Annotated in this window: 13 protein-coding genes; 7 read left to right on the forward strand and 6 right to left on the reverse strand. The window is 43.0% G+C overall.

From position 1 onward, the window contains the following. Nucleotides 1-3: 3 nt before the first annotated feature. Nucleotides 4-834: a hypothetical protein gene (locus BN1546_RS19985; RefSeq protein WP_013372242.1), complete on the forward strand. Its 831-nt coding sequence runs from the start codon at nt 4-6 to the stop codon at nt 832-834. 37 nt (nt 835-871) lie between these two features. On the opposite strand, the gene BN1546_RS19990 is transcribed toward BN1546_RS19985, so the two are convergent. After that, the gene (locus BN1546_RS19990) at nt 872-1,360 is read right to left on the reverse strand and encodes a hypothetical protein (RefSeq protein WP_013372241.1); all 489 of its coding nucleotides are present in this window, start codon (nt 1,358-1,360) and stop codon (nt 872-874) included. A gap of 334 nt (nt 1,361-1,694) precedes the next feature. Between BN1546_RS19990 and BN1546_RS19995 the strand changes: the two genes are divergently transcribed. The 3 genes from BN1546_RS19995 (at nt 1,695) to BN1546_RS20005 (ending at nt 9,097) form a co-directional block, all read left to right on the forward strand. Continuing rightward, nucleotides 1,695-3,182 carry an Ig-like domain-containing protein gene (locus tag BN1546_RS19995; protein WP_090738697.1) on the forward strand — a complete coding sequence of 496 codons (1,488 nt, stop codon included), beginning with the start codon at nt 1,695-1,697 and terminating at the stop codon, nt 3,180-3,182. A 211-nt stretch (nt 3,183-3,393) separates the two neighbouring features. Further along, entirely contained in the window at nt 3,394-4,272 is an 879-nt protein-coding gene (locus tag BN1546_RS20000; protein WP_090738698.1) for a hypothetical protein, read from the forward strand. Nucleotides 4,273-4,504: 232 nt separating this feature from the next. Then, nucleotides 4,505-9,097 (forward strand): OmpL47-type beta-barrel domain-containing protein, encoded by a 4,593-nt coding sequence (locus BN1546_RS20005; RefSeq protein ID WP_090738699.1) that lies wholly within the window; start codon nt 4,505-4,507, stop codon nt 9,095-9,097. A 1,480-nt stretch (nt 9,098-10,577) separates the two neighbouring features. On the opposite strand, the gene BN1546_RS20015 is transcribed toward BN1546_RS20005, so the two are convergent. From BN1546_RS20015 to aiiA, 5 genes are all read right to left on the reverse strand, one after another. Further along, entirely contained in the window at nt 10,578-11,189 is a 612-nt protein-coding gene (locus BN1546_RS20015; RefSeq protein ID WP_013372237.1) for a TetR/AcrR family transcriptional regulator, read from the reverse strand. A 159-nt stretch (nt 11,190-11,348) separates the two neighbouring features. Then, entirely contained in the window at nt 11,349-11,540 is a 192-nt protein-coding gene (locus BN1546_RS20020) for a hypothetical protein (protein WP_013372236.1), read from the reverse strand. Between the two features lie 29 nt (nt 11,541-11,569). Beyond that, nucleotides 11,570-12,958 (reverse strand): amidase, encoded by a 1,389-nt coding sequence (locus BN1546_RS20025; protein ID WP_090738701.1) that lies wholly within the window; start codon nt 12,956-12,958, stop codon nt 11,570-11,572. Nucleotides 12,959-13,003: 45 nt separating this feature from the next. Continuing rightward, nucleotides 13,004-14,326 carry an MFS transporter gene (locus BN1546_RS20030; RefSeq protein ID WP_090738702.1) on the reverse strand — a complete coding sequence of 441 codons (1,323 nt, stop codon included), beginning with the start codon at nt 14,324-14,326 and terminating at the stop codon, nt 13,004-13,006. A gap of 14 nt (nt 14,327-14,340) precedes the next feature. Then, entirely contained in the window at nt 14,341-15,099 is a 759-nt protein-coding gene (gene aiiA / locus BN1546_RS20035) for a quorum-quenching N-acyl homoserine lactonase AiiA (protein WP_090738703.1), read from the reverse strand. Between the two features lie 208 nt (nt 15,100-15,307). On the opposite strand from aiiA, the gene BN1546_RS20040 reads away from it, so the two are divergent. The 3 genes from BN1546_RS20040 to BN1546_RS27420 all read left to right on the forward strand — a co-directional run bounded on the left by BN1546_RS20040 (nt 15,308) and on the right by BN1546_RS27420 (nt 16,287). Further along, nucleotides 15,308-15,511, forward strand: coding sequence for a hypothetical protein (locus BN1546_RS20040; protein ID WP_049825384.1), 204 nt, complete (start codon nt 15,308-15,310; stop codon nt 15,509-15,511). Between the two features lie 144 nt (nt 15,512-15,655). After that, the gene (locus BN1546_RS20045) at nt 15,656-15,970 is read left to right on the forward strand and encodes a hypothetical protein (protein WP_013372230.1); all 315 of its coding nucleotides are present in this window, start codon (nt 15,656-15,658) and stop codon (nt 15,968-15,970) included. A 56-nt stretch (nt 15,971-16,026) separates the two neighbouring features. Beyond that, nucleotides 16,027-16,287, forward strand: coding sequence for a hypothetical protein (locus tag BN1546_RS27420; RefSeq protein ID WP_176702313.1), 261 nt, complete (start codon nt 16,027-16,029; stop codon nt 16,285-16,287). Nucleotides 16,288-16,637 lie beyond the last annotated feature (350 nt).

Raw genomic sequence — 16,637 nt, forward strand, 5'->3', positions numbered from 1 at the left:
TCTATGAACATACCAGAGAGATTTATCAAACGTTTTCCAGCATACGAGGACGTATTTGCCAGCGATCTTGAACATCACCGCAAACACTTTCTGCCAATTTGCTCGATTAATCTCCAATTTTTATTTCCAGAGCAGGACGAGTGGCTTCATTTTGTTTCCGTAAAAGAAATCCACGAAGGCTGTGTGGGTGAAAATACTCAGCAATTTCATACCTTATATACCAAGGAAGATATGCTGGGATTCGATGTAATTGACGGCAAATACAAATTCGAAGCAGACTGGAATTATTTTAGTCTTCATCAGAAAGCGCAGCTGGAAGCTACCTATGAAGCGCTGAAATCTACCGGGGATAAAGCGTACCTACGTATGAAGAGAGAAGTCATGGCGTTGGACGGACTGGAGCAGGTGTACACAGCTAATGAACAAGATTACGAAGCTCGCAAAGCATTTTTCTTAGAAAATAATAAAATCTATCCTTATTCCTCCTTTGGAGAGGCCAAAAAGTCTGTGGAAGAGCTCACCCACGATTTTGAGGAAAAGCAATCCAGTGGTTGGGGGCTAAGCTTTCCCGAAGTCAACGGTATTCTGGATGATATTGCATTTCAGTCTGATGAGGCTCAAAGCTACATCAAGGAATATGACGAATCCTTGGAAGAGATGCTTAAGTTCGAGCAAACTAACTTGCTTCATGTGCCTAAACGTACCAATGGTGAGACATTTACATATATCGGTTCTTTCACCGGGTATTATTTTCAAGCGTTTGGAGCTGATACGGTTTACTTATTTTATGATCGAGAATTAAAGAAAGCGGTAATTTGCTTCGAGTATTCCTAGGAAATAGAAAAAGCTCCCCAGACGGGAGCTTTAAAATTTATTTCTTATTGATCTTCACGTCGTGCTCTTTGGCAAGTGTGTTAACCTGTTCACCAAAATCTCTGAATAGCTTTTTACCCTCGCTTAGCTTGGTATTACCCTCATTAATTAAGTTCAGATCCCCTTTTTCCAACGCATCGACCATCGTAATGAGTGCTTCCTTTTGAGTGCTAACTGCCTTGATGTAGGTTTCGTGGACAGCTCGTACCTCAGGAGTTTCCGTCTTTACTGCTTCAACCTTATCCAGGTATTTGGTGTATTCTGGGATAATATCATCTCGTAACGTATTATATAGTGTTTCATCATCTGTGAAGTTATCCCCTGTCACGGATTCATATTTTTCAGTTACTGCTTTTTCATCTTGTGCTAACGGAAGCATTCCGTCATTCACATAGGTAATTAAATCTTTTTTTACTGGATCGGTAGAGCAAGCTGACAAAATTGAAAAGCAACACAATACTAGCATAAATACGGTGAGTTTTTTCATCTGTATTCCCCTTTTTTATGTATGTTTATGGGTAATTCGACGCTGATATAGGCTAAAAGTACTACCCATATCTATTTATTATAACGTATAAACAAGAGATTGGTAGGGTTTTTATGGTAAAATAGTGTCTAAAATAAGTTTATTGTCCCAGAATTATCATATAATCTATTGACTCTAGGGGTTTCTATTTTAGGGAATGAAGACTAAAAAATATTTACTCAATATATTCCATTAGAACCAAGAATGTTTTATGATAGAGACAACAGCCTAGAATTGCCCTGGTTTCTCCGGGGAAAGCGGGAATTCCTTAAACCATTTGAGAGGGGATTTCAGTATGAAGAGGTTCAGAAAGGCTATTTCAGTTATGCTAAGCTTGATGCTCCTGTTTGCTTTTGGGATGACTGCAAACGCGAGTCAAGGTACAGAGTTGAACAAGGAGAAACAAGCTATTGAAGCTGATTCCAGTTTTCAGCTAACAACGAACAACGAACAACGAACAACGAACAACGAAGATGTTATTGAGCGTTTAACCCGGGTGGACAAGCCTGAAGGTATTACATCCTCCGTTTATAACATGCAGGAAAATATCAATTTTAAAGCACCAGAGACATTCTCTTTGAAAAGGGAGACCCTTCCTTCCCTGAAAGCTAGTCCAACGGCAGCCACAGCTTCTTCTGCTACGTATTCAGGTACAATTACGGAAGAGGGAGGCACGCAGTTTTTATATCCGATTTATGTGAAGCCAGGTGAATTGTTGCAGGCACAGTTGGATGGTCCATTTTCAGAGCAGCTTGACTATGACTTATACTTGTACGAATTTGATATGACAACAGGGGATATCAACCCCAATGCTATTGACGCCTCCACCTATGGAACCTATTTTAACAAGTATGAACAGGGATCGGCATCACTTCCTGAAAACGTAGGAAGCCGCAATGCTACCGGATCTGAGAAAGCTTACGCAGTTGCAGTCCATTCCAAAAAGGGATCGAGCATAAATGATCCTTTCTATTTAACCGTGGATGTAAACTCCCAATATGATGCCTATGAACCGGATGAGAGTGCTTTTCATGCCTATAACTTTACATTTAGTACAGGGGGATCTACCCTTAATTCACGCTCCATTCATTCAGGAATTGACAATGATTGGTATCAAATCGCAATTCCTGCGAATCGCAATTATGATGGTTTGAATGTCAAACTGGACAGCACTTCGGAAAGCTACGGTTACAAAGCGGAAGTTTATGGGGCTCTTAGTGGCAACCAAATGGCGCTTCTGCCGCAAACCAATCATAATGTCACTTTGAATACGGGAACCTACTATGTGCGAGTGTACACCACAAACCAGTATTCACCCGACCATTTATATGCACTCACACTTAAACCAGTACTTCGGGCTGGAAAAATTGTAATTAACGGTTATGACTCTAAAAACGGTCCGAATGACTATCCATCCTACTCTTACGGTCGCCATTATCGGGTTAATGGAAACACCAGCCTGACTGTAAAGGGTGTTGTTACTACAACGGATAATTATCCAGTAGCAAATGCACCAGTTAATGTGACATGGTTGAACCAGAACTGGACTGAAAGCAGCGGGAATCGAACTCGTACAGGTACTGGTTATACGGATCAAAATGGAGCCTTTAGTGTGACCCTTTCCCTGCCGCATTCTACGGGAAGTATTGCAGAATACTTGTCTGGTCCCATAAGCTTTACACATTACTATGATCTTTCAGGTGTAGCTGCCCAGGTGTCAGGTACTTCACTTACAGCTACAGATATTGTATATCACTTTGCTTATAGCATTTATGGTGGTTGATGTACTGTCTATAAAGCAATGACAACGTCAGATTGTTTATTTTAACAATTTATATTCAGAGTCAGGATCTTGCTTCAAAAATTGTTCATTTTTAGGACAAAGCATATATTCATTCCATATATGCTTTGTCCGATATATATAGCAACAGGGTTACATTACATCGTACATACGCCTTAGATTGCCTGTTACAAACATGACAGGAGGAAGTTGAATGAATTTTGAACCTCTTAAAGCACAACAAGCGGTTCTTAGCTCTGGTAGCTTACGGATCAATCCGACAAGCAAGCAAGTTCCGTCCCCCCAGCTACATGAAGAAAAAGTGTCCAGGTTCGTCGTTCAGGATTCTGTGGAGATTAGTGAAGCTGGCAGAAAGCTGGCTGAGGGGGATATCGTGTCACATGCTGCCAAGTATTTTGGCACAACTCAGATCAACGATGCATTAAACCGGGTTTTGGAGGGCCAACCGGAAGAAGTATCCGATGCTGTGTACAATATGATTCAATCCAATTTTATCGTCGATGGAACGGTAACGGATGAGAAGCAGCGCGCGGTATTGCTGGAGATGGGAGTTTCCCAGTCCAAGTATATTGCGGATCATTACATGGAAGGCGATAAAGCCAAGGAATTTATGCAAACCATGAACCAGATAGCTGGTATTGCCTTGACACGAACCATTGATTCAGAGACCGGAGATATTAGCTACACGACTCCTACGGATCGTCCGATAGGTGCCCCTGAGGACTACGTCAAGCTGTCGGAAGTGATGAAACAGGTCGATCCTCAAAAATATACTGCGTTCATGAATGACATTAAGGGTGGAGGAAATGGATTAAGCCAGCTGTTGAGTTTTGCACAAAAGGTTCCTCAAAACCCCTATTGGATTAATAAATACAAGGAACGTACAGAACAGACTGAAGAGCTGTTAAATAAACCACAGTTAACGAATTGGTTTGACAAAGCGGATACATCCTCAGCTTCCGCGTTTATGAACAGTATGCAAAATCTTCTTAAGGAATCTTCTCCTGCTCAGGACTCTTACATGCAGAATATGCGGGGATTTTTTCGAAACTTGGGTGTTCAGGTTGATTAAAACTTCAAAACGATCGCTGAGATGAGAAATTCGAGAATTTATTACAGTTCATTTTGCTGTTCTGTTTACATCCTGCTTGGAACGAAGTATAATAGCTTCAAAACATACTCGTGAACTTGAGGAAGCACCTCAAACTTAGGCATTATTGCCTTGGTTTGGGGTGCTTTTTCTATTTTAGTCAAAGCGAGTACGTAGAAATCTTTGAAAATAAAATAAAGTAAGGAGAAGTGATATGTATCGAAAAAATAAACGAAGGGTTAGGAAGCACAGTAAATGGGTGTATGGAGCACTGGCTTTACTCCTCTTATTGATGACCATTCCTATATTCCCGCAAAGGGTATCAGCTGCTACCCAAGAAATCATAGGAGGCCCTTTTTGCCAAAACAATTTGCCGGGTGGGGGCGACAGTTGGGGCTCTTGGTCAGGAAGTGGGATAGGAGCAACGGAAGTATACACTGGCATGGGCTCGGCAAGGTATAAATGTGATGGGACTACACAGCCGACAAATCGTTTTATTGATATTGGAAGATCTATTAAGACTTCTGATTACAGGGTTTTTGTTTACATTGAGGGGTCTTATCATACCGATATATATACATCTAATGCCGCAGCAGGCGACAGTTGGAGACCTAACGGAACGAATTTATATACATGGACTAATGTAACGAAATTCTATGCCAATAGCGATTACCAGGGAAAATGGATAGATATCACCGACTCTATTACATTAAGGGATGTTCGATATTTCAGAGCGATGGGAACTAGTCAACAGACAAGTAATGAAATATCCAGGTTTGGAATCCGTATTATTCCCAAATCAGACTTGATGCCTAAACCACCCCAGATTCATGCAGGTGCAGAGGGACAGGCTGTTACAGGGTGGACCAAAGAGCATGTAACCGTGTGGATCGATGGAGATGTAGCTCCTGAAGGATTAAAATACTATGAATATAGCCTGAATGGAGGAGCATTTCAGCAATATATCGGGCCTTTCACTGTCTATGATCATGGTGTAAATACAATTTATGCTCGTTCAGTGGATGTGAATAACCAGTATAGTGGTCTTTCTTCCGCGAATGTCCGGATAGACAGGATGCCACCCACTCCCCCCAATATAGACGTAACAGGAAACAGTAATGAATATGCCATTTCATTACAACCGGGTGCAGACGATTATTCTGGATTAGCTCATACTCAATTTCGGTTGACCGGCGTTGTGAATCAGGATTGGCAGGATTACGGTGGAGTGTTTCATGTGAATCAAGACGGCAAAAGCACGATATATGCTCGTTCCATCGATAGCGTCGGTAATGTGAGCCGGGAGGTAAGCAAAGAAGTCACGATTGATAAAAAGGGGCCGACGGCTCCTCTTATACGGGCTAGCGAAACAGGTCCAACAAACCGTGATGTGAATATTACCATTGAGTCAGGGAGTGACTCTACAAATGGAATTAAGATGACGCAGTATCGTTTGAGTCCAACAGGGGAGTGGCTGACATACAATAGCACTTTTACATTGAATGCAGAAGGGAGTTATGAGCTATCAGCGCGGACGATCAATAATCTTGATGTGTCTAGTCCAATTGTGACTCAATCGGTCCTGATTGATCGTACCAAACCAACCCCTCCGAAAGTTGCGTTTTCTGAGGTAACGAATCCTACCCGATATATCAATAAGCCAGTACAATTTACGCTCTCAGGTGCAACGGATACTACAGCCGTACATTATGAATATCAATTGGGCTCTGGCGCTTATGTGCCTGGTTCATCGGGAATATTAAATAGTTCGGGGATTGTAGAAGTAACTGCTCAGGCTGTAGATGCAGCTGGAAATCGAAGCGTTCCGGTGACTGCAAAAACTTATATCGATTTGGAACAGCCGAGCATCCAACTGACACCCAACTCGCGTGAATGGAAGGATACCCATATTGACGTGAAGATACAATATGCTGACCAGCATTCGGGGATTGAACCATCGACAATGCAGTATAAAGTCACGAACAGTCCCGATTCACCAGAAAACTGGAAGACTGCAGCCGATCCCATAGTCCAGCTGGATCTTTCAAATGAAGGTGAATGGTATGTCCATGCGAAGGTAAAAGACCAGGCAGGAAACATCTACGAAACGGTCAGCAGTGAACTTCGCATTCAAAGGCAACCGCAGTCGGTTGTACTGTCGGCAACATCTGTACGCAACACAGAGGTTGATTTGCAATGGATTCTACCCTCTGGTCTTAACGATGGTTATGTCTATACAGTCCGGAATCTAACAACAAATGAGGTTTGGAATGTTAGCCATCCAACCAATTCTTTTACAGATACAGGGCTACTAGGAGGACATGAATATGAGTATGAAGTGCGTTGTAGTAATCATGTAGGTGGCAATGCGTATTCCAATCGAGTGCATGTATTAACGTTACCTGATGCCCCAGATCACGTCCAGTTGCGACCAGTCTCTCGTCATTCAGCAGAAATTATGGCCGACTTTACGCCAGTATTTTCAGCTAATAAATATAGTATTACAGCAGCGGACGCAAGTACGGGAGAAATCATATTTAAGGATACGGTTACACAGGATGTGTATAACTCAATTAAGGGAATGGAGCCTGGTAAGTATTACGAAGTTTCTGTATCCGCTATAAACGACACGGGAGAGGGGGCAGCAAAGCATGTATCTTTTTTAAGTCTACCAGACAGCCCAAGCGGATTCCGAAATGTAACCGTAAGAGAAGATGGAATCGACTTGAAGTGGAATTCTGTAATCACTGCCACCTACTACGCCCTTGAGCGAGACGAGGTCTCGGTTTATAACGATGTGTATACAGAATTTACCGATACTGAGCTTCAGGCAGGAACGGAGTATAGCTATCGTATATCTGCCGAAAATGCAACAGGATTTGGAGACTACGCTAATCTCGGCGTTATGACATTACCAGATCGGGTAACTACACTTTCAAGTGTAACCAAGGATGTATATTCTGTCGGTGTAGCGTGGCAAGATGTGCAGGGGGCTGAAGGGTACATCTTGAATGTTAACGATGAACCAAAGGTGCAGATTCCGCGTGGTATCCGTTCATATACTTTTGAGGGCTTGCCAGCAGGCAGATCTGCCAATATTAACATTCGAGCTTACAATCGAAGTGGTACGGGTCGGGATACATCTATCAACGTAGTAACACTACCTAATTCACCTATACAACTTGCAGCTGTAGATGTTCGCGAGCATGATGTCACATTGATATGGGCGCCGGTTGATGGGGCAACTCAATATAAGGTAACAATCAACGGTCAAAATTATTATAGTACGGAACCACGGGTAGTTGTATCTGGTTTAGCAGGTGGGAAAAACTACGATTTTCAAGTGAGCAGTGGAAACAGCGGTGGTTACAGCCTGCCAGCGTTGGGTCAACTGCTGACACTTCCGCCTCAGGTACAAAATGTAAAAGTCACGGAACTTGGGAATGGAAAGATCTCGCTGACCTGGGATGAAATCAAGAGCTCTTCACAATATGCTGTAATCCGCAAAGATACAGGAGAAATTTTTAACACTAGAAAGGCTTATATTATACTTTCAGACATCCAGCCCGGTATAATTTACTCGTTTGGTATACAGGCGATGAATACAACGGGGGAAGGCGACATAACTCCTCTTACGTATCGCGCGCTGCCAGGTCAAATAGCAGATCGTAGCTTGGTTGTTAAAAGCGTAACGGATACCGATCTGCTTATTACGTGGCAAGAAGCTCCAGGTGCAGATGCTTATAATGTCTATAAAAATGAGATGCTTATTGGTCATACGATTGCTCATGAGTTTAAAGTAGACGGTTTAGACAGTTCTACATTGTATCGTATTACTGTTAAGCCAGTGAACACAAGCGGTGAAGGTAAGCGGGCAGAAGGTGAGGTGGAGACGCTACCGTCTTCAGCATTTGCGTTTTCCAAGATAGAAACAACCAATAGAGAATTTATCATCCATTGGGAGTCAGAACATGAAAATGATATTTTCGTCCTCGCCAGTGAAGAAGGAACTGAGCTATATCGTGGCAAGGATCGAGGTTTTATCTGGAGACAACTGAGAGAGAAGCAATTGTATACCGTTCAACTTTGGGCAGAAAATAGTCAAGGAAAACGCACGGAGGCAAAACAAGCAAACGGCAAAACTACAGGGAACACTGTGGATACAGGTGGTGGAGCAGGAGGCGCAGGGAGTGCAAAACCGATTCAGACTGTTGTAGAGGAGCCGACAGAAACAAAAACAGAGTTCTTTCAAGGCTTAACAATCGAGACGAAGCCAAATCATTTTAGTGACATCGAGCGGGTATTTAATAGAGAGAAAATAAATGCGCTTGCCGATTTGGGCGTAGTGAAGGGGGCATCCAGCACGCTTTTTGAACCAAACAGACCTGTAACACGTATGGAATTCACTTCGATGCTTGTTCGTTCTCTAAAATTACCGCTCGAAACGGATATGGCTCTAGAATTCGAGGATATTAATCCATCGGCGTGGTACGTTGATCTACTCAAAACAGCAATTAAGGATCAAGTCGCTCGAGGTTTTAGCAGCAAAGTGTTTGGTCCAGATCGGGTCATAAACCGGGAGCAGGCCGCTAAAATGGTGAATAACATTATCAAGGCAACACCACAGCAAGAAAGCAGTGTATACTCAGATTCCTCTCAAATCGTAGAGTGGGCCAGGAAGGATGTACTTGGCCTAACCGAGATTAATTTAGTGCAAGGATATCCAGATGGCAGCTTCCGTGCCAAACAGAAAGTTACGCGTGCGGAAGCTGCTGAGATGATTTATAATATGCTTCAAATGAAATAATCAAAATTAGGGAGGGGGGCTGTGAGTAACGGTAATAATTGAGACTGATTTGGTTGATAACTGAGACATTTTTGGGTATATGTTTGAGACATTTTTAAACCAATAGAAACAAAACCCCTTGTTTCTATTGGTTTTTTTGTGTTTCTATTTACTATATATATTCTATATATGCTAACATATGGTACAAGGTCAGAAATATAATAGGCATTCCCTCTGTACAGTATGTTGGATGGAATACGGGATTGATACCTCAGATAACATGTGGAAATCAATTAATGACTGGGTTGGTATGATTAAGAGAACACGGGAGATTCTAAAGAATACACAATCGGTGAGTGAAATAGCACGTCGACTAGGAAGGTCCAATAATACTGTGTACAAGATCATGGGATATTTAAATAAAAATAAGCTTTTGTCAAGGGAGTTATCTAAAAAATTCGGTCCAACCAGAACATGTAGTAGTGATTTGGTACAGATTTTTAGAGGGCATTTAAATTGGGAGGGTAAACTCGGATTACTACAGAACTCAAGAGCGATTTTAGGTTGGAATATTAACGTTCTACTATTATTTATTTGATCCTTCTGTGCAACGGTATTTTATATTTAATGCCCTATTTGAATAAAGAACATTATCAAAGGAAAACAATAGAACGTCAGAATTATAACAGTGCTGAACTTGTAGATCAATTGGAGAAAGCTCTTCAAACATTTGTGTATGAAAATCTTAAAATATCTCATAAGGCAATTGCTCGATATCTAAAAATTCCATTTTCTGCCTTGGGAGTACGGACTGGGTAATAGAATCTCTAAAGCAATTAGAAAGCAAAACCACAATAAGAAAAAGTTAAAGGAAAAATATCTTTGGTCACTTGCAAATGAGTACATCAAAACACACGATCATGAACAAATTACATTAAGGGATGTAGTCACATTTTTAGGGATGTCTTATAGCAATATAATCACGAATTATAACGAATTAAACAATAAAATAACTTCAAAAATAGAAGAAACTAAAGAGAAACTAAGACAGGAAAGAATCAATAAATATAAGGCTGATGTAGACTTCGTGATTTCCGATTTGCTCCAAAGGATAACAGTTTGTACAGTATTAGAATACACGGGGGTATCTTACCATACTTTATATAAATCTGTGCCCGAAGTATTACTGTATATCCGTAAGGAGAAAGATAGACTAAATTTTAATAAAATCCCCAAGTGCTGTACAAATCTCTTCAACTCGCATAGCAGCCATTGGCAGAAAAAAAGGGTTGTCCCATAAGTCATAAAAATGACTAGGGACGTCCTATTCTCCAATTGTAAAACAATAAGAAACCGTTCCTGGGTAAAATGGAGGTACCACCCGACCATTTGAAAGGATATGGTTTCTTTGTACATTCAATATACCATAATGAGATAAAAAGAGGAGTTACGCAGGACTATCCCTCATCCATGTTATGTGGCTTTGTGGCCAGCCCCTCAATTAATGTCTATTAGCTCTTAAACCTTCAATAAATATGCGGTGTAATCCATCAAGAACTCGTTGGCTTGTAAAGCCTTCATCTTGGAGATGGTAATCGATATTGTGAAGCACGGCCAGCAGGGCTTCAATAGTATATGAAATGTCCACCCCGGATACGTCTCCCTGTTCAACGGCCTCATTTAGCAGATTTCTGCTTATATTGCGCATCCATTGACATAACGGAGATTGTAACGGACGATGCCCGGTTGAGGCCCGGCTGACCTCACAGAGCCAAGGAACTTTCGCTTCTAAAAAAGAGACATATCTTACGATTACATGGTAAAGCCGGTCCAAGGCAGCGGTTTCTGGGGATTGATCAAGAAATGCTTGAACTTCATCAAACAAAGGTTGGTATTCTTCATACGCGATCTCCTGACATATGTCGCCCTTATCCGAGTAGCGGCGGTATAGGCTTGCTTGTCCTACTCCAGCAGTCTTCGCAATCTGATGCATATTGACATTGTAAACACCGTTTTTGATGAAAAGTTCTCTAGCCGCCGCCAAAATTCGTCTTCGGTTTAACTCCTCTCTGGGAATTTTCAGAGAGACAGATTGCGATTCTGAATTCACCATAAACATCTCCCTTCATCATTAATTTAACTGTTATTTAACACGAAAAACGGACAATATGTCCGTTTTTCGTGTATAGGACATGTTGTCCGTCTTCATAATTATAATACATTTCGTGAAAAATTAAAAATACATTCATTTGGGTGACCGATGAGCTTTTTTTTATTTCTTGGTATAGTGCTTTTTGTAAATTGGAGGCAAATGCGGCTCAATGCCCGATAGGTCCAGTTCCTTTAAACTTGCGATCGTAGGAATAAACTGCTCGTATGCTTTTTTCTTGTCGCTCGTCGTATCTGTTCCGGTTTCGGTTGATGCTTTCCTGCTAACTTCAGAGTTAAGTTGCTTTTGATCCATAGATTACCCTCCATCAAATATAGTCAGGCTTACAAATCCGGATGTCTCTTGTGCCAGTCTGTATTCATTTCATAAGTATTGCCGATACCTAGTACTGTCGCTTCTTCGAAGGGGCGGCCAATCAATTGCATATTAATCGGCAGATCGGAAGGTGAGAAGCCGCAAGGCATGCTCAGGCTAGGCAAGCCAGTCAAATTGGTCGGAACCGTAAATGAGTTCAATCTGAATACACTAGCATCATCATCTGCACGCGGCGCAGTGATCGGTGTTGCTGGCGTCAACAAGATGTCGATTCCGGACAATGCATTCAAAAAATCATTGACAATTAGTTGCCGGGCCCGCTGAGACTGAAGGTAAATGGAAGCCGGAATATCTCTACTGCTTTCAAGAAACATTCGGACGTCCGGTCCATACTGTTCCAGTTCTGTCTCAAGCCACTTCTCGTGGTACGAGTACATTTCCGTCATCATAATGGCCATCGTCGCACTTCTAACATGTTTGATCAGGGGCAGGCTAACTTCGATGATTTCTGCTCCCAGTTTTCGGAATTTATTGATAGCGGCCTTCATCGCAGCTTCCACTTCCGGCATCAAATCCTCGTAATAGTAGCTTGTCGGCAATCCGATACGCACACCCCTGAGACCATTCGGATACATCTTGATACCTGGCGCAGGCAGATCGACAGTCGATTCATCCTTTGGATCGAAGCCAGACATCACATCCAAGCACAGGGACGCATCCATGACACAGCGGGTCAACGGACCCGGGTGGTCCAATGACCAGGCCATTGGAATGATACCATACCGACTGACCCGACCATACGTCGGCTTCATCCCTACGACACCGCACAAAGCAGCGGGTATGCGGATCGAACCTCCGGTATCCGAGCCTGTGCCCAGATAAGTAAGTCCAGCCGCTAAAGCAGAAGCCGAACCGCCGCTTGAACCTCCCGTTACAAGTTCAGTGTTCCACGGATTGAGGCAAGGACCGAAGTGCGGGCTAGTTGTTGTCAATCCCGCAGCGAACTCGTGAGTCTGTACTTTGCCTAGCAGAACTGTTCCAGCCTCATGTAGCTTAGCTGCAACCGTCGAATCGTAATCGGGGACGAAGCTGTTCAATATTTTTGAACCGGCAGTTGTTCGGATCCCTTTAGTGTAATATAGATCCTTATGAACGATGGGAATCCCGTGAAGGGGCCCTTTGTACCGACCATGCATAATATCGCGTTCCGATTGCTTCGCTTGTTCAATCGCCAGTTCGGACGTTTGGGTAACGAAAACGTTCAGTTTCGGATTCAAACGTTCGATGCGGTGAAGCGCATGTTCTGTAATCTCTACCGGGGATATTTTCCTTGTTCGAATCCCCTCGGCCAGCTCATGAATAGCAGCAAAGGAAAGTTGGAAATTTAATTTACTCATCTATTCATCCTCCATATCTTTCGGACATGTCGTAAGTCTACCAAACTAATTACCATAGCTTCCGCTAGGATTTGCTTTTCTTGCGAATAAGTATGTCAGGATTGCCAACAGGGAAATGGTAAAATAAACAACAAAAAAAGGCATTTTTAGATCAATCAGTCGGCCGACCAGCGCAGGGCCGAATGCTCCGCCTAGGAGATAGGCCAGTGTGAAAATACCCATCCCCACACCCAGCTCAGCCGAACGGAGTGTCGTCGAAACTAAATTGCTGCTAGAGGTGAGGACACCGTTGAATCCAATCATAAGGATAATGATCAATAAAGCGTCGATCCATGGCGGCAAATGTACGGATACCCCCAGTAGTATAAATCCGCTGATGACGAGACTTTGCGATATGACAAGCACGCGGGAGCTTCCGAAACGATCTGTCCAACCTCCGATCCGGGATCCGAGCAAGGCTGCACAGGCGGCACCGGGAAGCATCAGCAGACCGATTTTACTAGTTGGTAAATGAAAGGAATTCTTCATCATGACAGGAAGAGTAAAGGTTAACCCCGTGTTGCATACGAAGGTAAGGAATCCAATCCCTAGAATTCGTCGGTAAGGAGCATTTTTCATGAAAGATGCATCGATAAATGGATGTTCTTTTTTCTGAATATGAGTACCGAACCATAGAAGAACTGCTGCTCCTGCAATGAGCATAAACCAATAGTTCGTAACCCCTAGCAACACCAACGCCAGTCCCGCGGAGAACAAAACAGCTCCGAGAAAATCGAATGAACCGCGGTCGTGTTTCTTGTCAGGAACATACTTGAATATCAAAGGGATAACAAATAGGCTCAGACTGGACACGATGAACAAAGCACGCCAACCAAAGTATTGCTCCACGAAACCGCCGAACACAGGCCCGAAGCCAGAAGCAAAGGCAATTGTGGCGGATAAGGTTCCCAGCACCCGTCCCTTGACTGTAGGCTTAAAATACAGGGTTACTGCCGCATAAGACAGGGGAGAGATGGATGAGGCCCCTGCTGCCTGCAGCAGTCTTCCAATGATGACTTGCAAGTATGAAGTTGCAAAAAAGCCGATCATAGAGCCGAAAGCTAAAAGGATTAAACCAATGACATACAGCTGGCGAAAGGAAAAGGACTCCGTTAACTTGCCGTAAGTACCAGCGCCGATAGCCATCAAAATGCTGTAACCGACCATAACCCAGCTCACCTGCGAGGAGGTCAGGGCAAAGTCAGCGGAAATCGAAGGTATAGACAAATTAAACATGGTCATATTGATGTTTCCGAAAATAATGAGCAAGCAAAGTGTCCCCATTAATTTCCGCTCATTGCCGGATAAAGCCATTGATTGAGTATCCATAGCCTGTCCCTCCATTACAGGAAGTCAGGAAAGGTGCGGCATTTTTGCGCCTGATCTCTATCGTGTCCCAAGAAAACATAGGACGGCCGAACATCCTGAATTAACTCCTGCATGCGAGTAATCGATTTGGCAGCCATCTCTTGATCGAATGTCAAGAACGGTACGCTATTCTCGAAGTTCTCCCGAGTATAAGCAACATCAATTGTCAGTAGCACTGGACCCGACTTTTCCGTTGTGACAAGGACTGATTGATGGCCAGGGGAATGACCCGGAGTGAATAAAATTTGAACCCCCGGAATCAATTCATGGTCACCCTCAATGATTTGATATTGTAAATCGGGCAGCCTGCACTCTAATGGAGAGTAATCCTCATTGTTTATGGCCGCATCATACTCTGCCCTTTGAATAATGATCGGCGTATTGCGGAAATGCCCGTTTCCCCCAGAATGATCCAAGTGTAAATGGGAGCTAATGACCATTTGAATATCGTCAGGTCGATAACCGACACGCTTTAACACATTTACGATCGAGTCGCCGTCAGACATGTTGGGGACGACGCGCCCTTCACGTCTAGTCCCCTTGTAGTAATCGGGATTGTTGATAAAAGCGTCGGGCATTCCCGTATCGATGAGTATCGGCCCGCTGGTCGTTTCCAATAGAAAAGACCACACAGGCATTCCGACTAATTTCCCGGGGGCAAGGGTTCGATTAACTGCCGATTGATCTAGGAAACATTCACCTACAGTTAAAAAATACAACTTTTTGATATACATCCCAGTTTCACCCTTCATATTATAAATTCGGACAGTTTGTCCGTTTTGTTTTGATTATATCGGACAAATTGTCCGATGTCAATTTATTATCGGCGGTTGGGCTTCGGCAAAAGCCTTACACCTGCAACAAGTAAAGATTGATTGAATAACTGCTACGGGCTGTGGAGTCGATCAGTTGGACTTAATTAATAAGGAAAGGATGAGTTTTATGAAACTAAGCCTAAGTCGAAAAGCTAATCTTGAAGGTATGCTGATAGGAGATCAAGTTACAATTGGAGGGCCGGCGGTAGAGGAGAACATCCGGTTTGAAGTATGGAGAAATGAATCGGGATTTGAAATTAAGGTTTTTGATCGATTGGGGAAGTGGCCAGCCTGCAGCAGGGTGCAGGTCGATATGTATGCCAATAATTGAGGACTTGAAAAGGGGGATTTTTTATATGTATACCAATACCCGGAAAGATTCTTTCGAAACCTGAGACACAGATATGATATCTTTTTGAATGCCGAAAAGAAACCTGACCGTCTCATAATGCTCAAGTACCTGATGGACGAGCTCATGGACAATAAGATAGATATTCATCTATATCATTTTGGTATGTATCTGCTCTACCCTTACGCATCCCGGAAGCAAGAAGATGCAGAGGCAGTTGGCAAAAAGCGATCCGAGTTTATTAGTCATCTGCCACGATTTGAATTGAAAAGCAACGATGAATTTGTATCTGAAGTGTGGTCCGATTTAATCTTACGACGGTACCCCGAAGTAGGAGAGGAAATTGTGACAGTGCCCTCTTTTAGTCAGCTTAGAATACTATTTACAGCGGATAACTTCGGAATCACACCGGAACATATTATTAGGATGCGGATTGGATAGAACCGATCCCTGGGCTGGAACTGAAAGTCAGGAAGTGGGTTGGGGAGAAGGACCCGATGACTCCGCGGCCGAAAAAAGATGGAATGATTGAAGATCTGATTACACTTGGACACAAAGGCAGCAGCAATGGCCTGCGGCATTTTGTTGCCGGTAAGCCGATCCAAGCGGGTAGCTACATGGAGGTTAAATTTGGGGACGGCTGGATACCAGGGAGATACGAGTGGTCATTTGAGAAAGATAGCCCGATTAGAATTCACTCCTCTCGGCACGAATGGATTTCGATCCATGAGGGGCATCTAGTCCGGGTAAAAGCTTGAATGTTGTCATGCTGTACACGTTACTGACTTACAGGATCTTGGGGAGTCAGCGGTTACTGTGATCAAATGGTGGAAAATCCACGGCATGGAGACAACTGCAGAGATTTAAGGATTGGTGGGATGAAATGTTTAAGAGATACAAATTTTGCTTCAGGCTTTATCAAGGGCGTTCGCTTGAAACTGTTTGCATAAGTTTTATATTTAGTTTTCTCGTTGGATTATTCTTGTATTTAGGTCATGCACCGGTTTCATGGTTGTCAATCGACATTATGGCATTCTTCTTGTATTGCTTAGCTCTAACACGAATAGTCTGGTGGCTACGAGTTCCTGGTAAAGGGACGAATATTTAC

Source organism: Paenibacillus sp. Mc5Re-14, from assembly GCF_001049835.1.
Classification (GTDB): domain Bacteria; phylum Bacillota; class Bacilli; order Paenibacillales; family Paenibacillaceae; genus Paenibacillus; species Paenibacillus polymyxa_C.

Bases quoted from the DNA above. Each gene is read 5' to 3' on its own strand.
- BN1546_RS20005 (WP_090738699.1), top strand. From the start codon at position 4,505: ATGTATCGAAAAAATAAACGAAGGGTTAGGAAGCACAGTAAATGGGTG.
- BN1546_RS27420 (WP_176702313.1), top strand. From the start codon at position 16,027: ATGACTCCGCGGCCGAAAAAAGATGGAATGATTGAAGATCTGATTACA.
- BN1546_RS20045 (WP_013372230.1), top strand. From the start codon at position 15,656: ATGGACAATAAGATAGATATTCATCTATATCATTTTGGTATGTATCTG.
- BN1546_RS19990 (WP_013372241.1), bottom strand. From the start codon at position 1,360: ATGAAAAAACTCACCGTATTTATGCTAGTATTGTGTTGCTTTTCAATT.
- aiiA (WP_090738703.1), bottom strand. From the start codon at position 15,099: ATGTATATCAAAAAGTTGTATTTTTTAACTGTAGGTGAATGTTTCCTA.
- BN1546_RS19985 (WP_013372242.1), top strand. From the start codon at position 4: ATGAACATACCAGAGAGATTTATCAAACGTTTTCCAGCATACGAGGAC.
- BN1546_RS20000 (WP_090738698.1), top strand. From the start codon at position 3,394: ATGAATTTTGAACCTCTTAAAGCACAACAAGCGGTTCTTAGCTCTGGT.
- BN1546_RS20015 (WP_013372237.1), bottom strand. From the start codon at position 11,189: ATGGTGAATTCAGAATCGCAATCTGTCTCTCTGAAAATTCCCAGAGAG.
- BN1546_RS20020 (WP_013372236.1), bottom strand. From the start codon at position 11,540: ATGGATCAAAAGCAACTTAACTCTGAAGTTAGCAGGAAAGCATCAACC.
- BN1546_RS20040 (WP_049825384.1), top strand. From the start codon at position 15,308: ATGAAACTAAGCCTAAGTCGAAAAGCTAATCTTGAAGGTATGCTGATA.
- BN1546_RS20030 (WP_090738702.1), bottom strand. From the start codon at position 14,326: ATGGATACTCAATCAATGGCTTTATCCGGCAATGAGCGGAAATTAATG.
- BN1546_RS20025 (WP_090738701.1), bottom strand. From the start codon at position 12,958: ATGAGTAAATTAAATTTCCAACTTTCCTTTGCTGCTATTCATGAGCTG.
- BN1546_RS19995 (WP_090738697.1), top strand. From the start codon at position 1,695: ATGAAGAGGTTCAGAAAGGCTATTTCAGTTATGCTAAGCTTGATGCTC.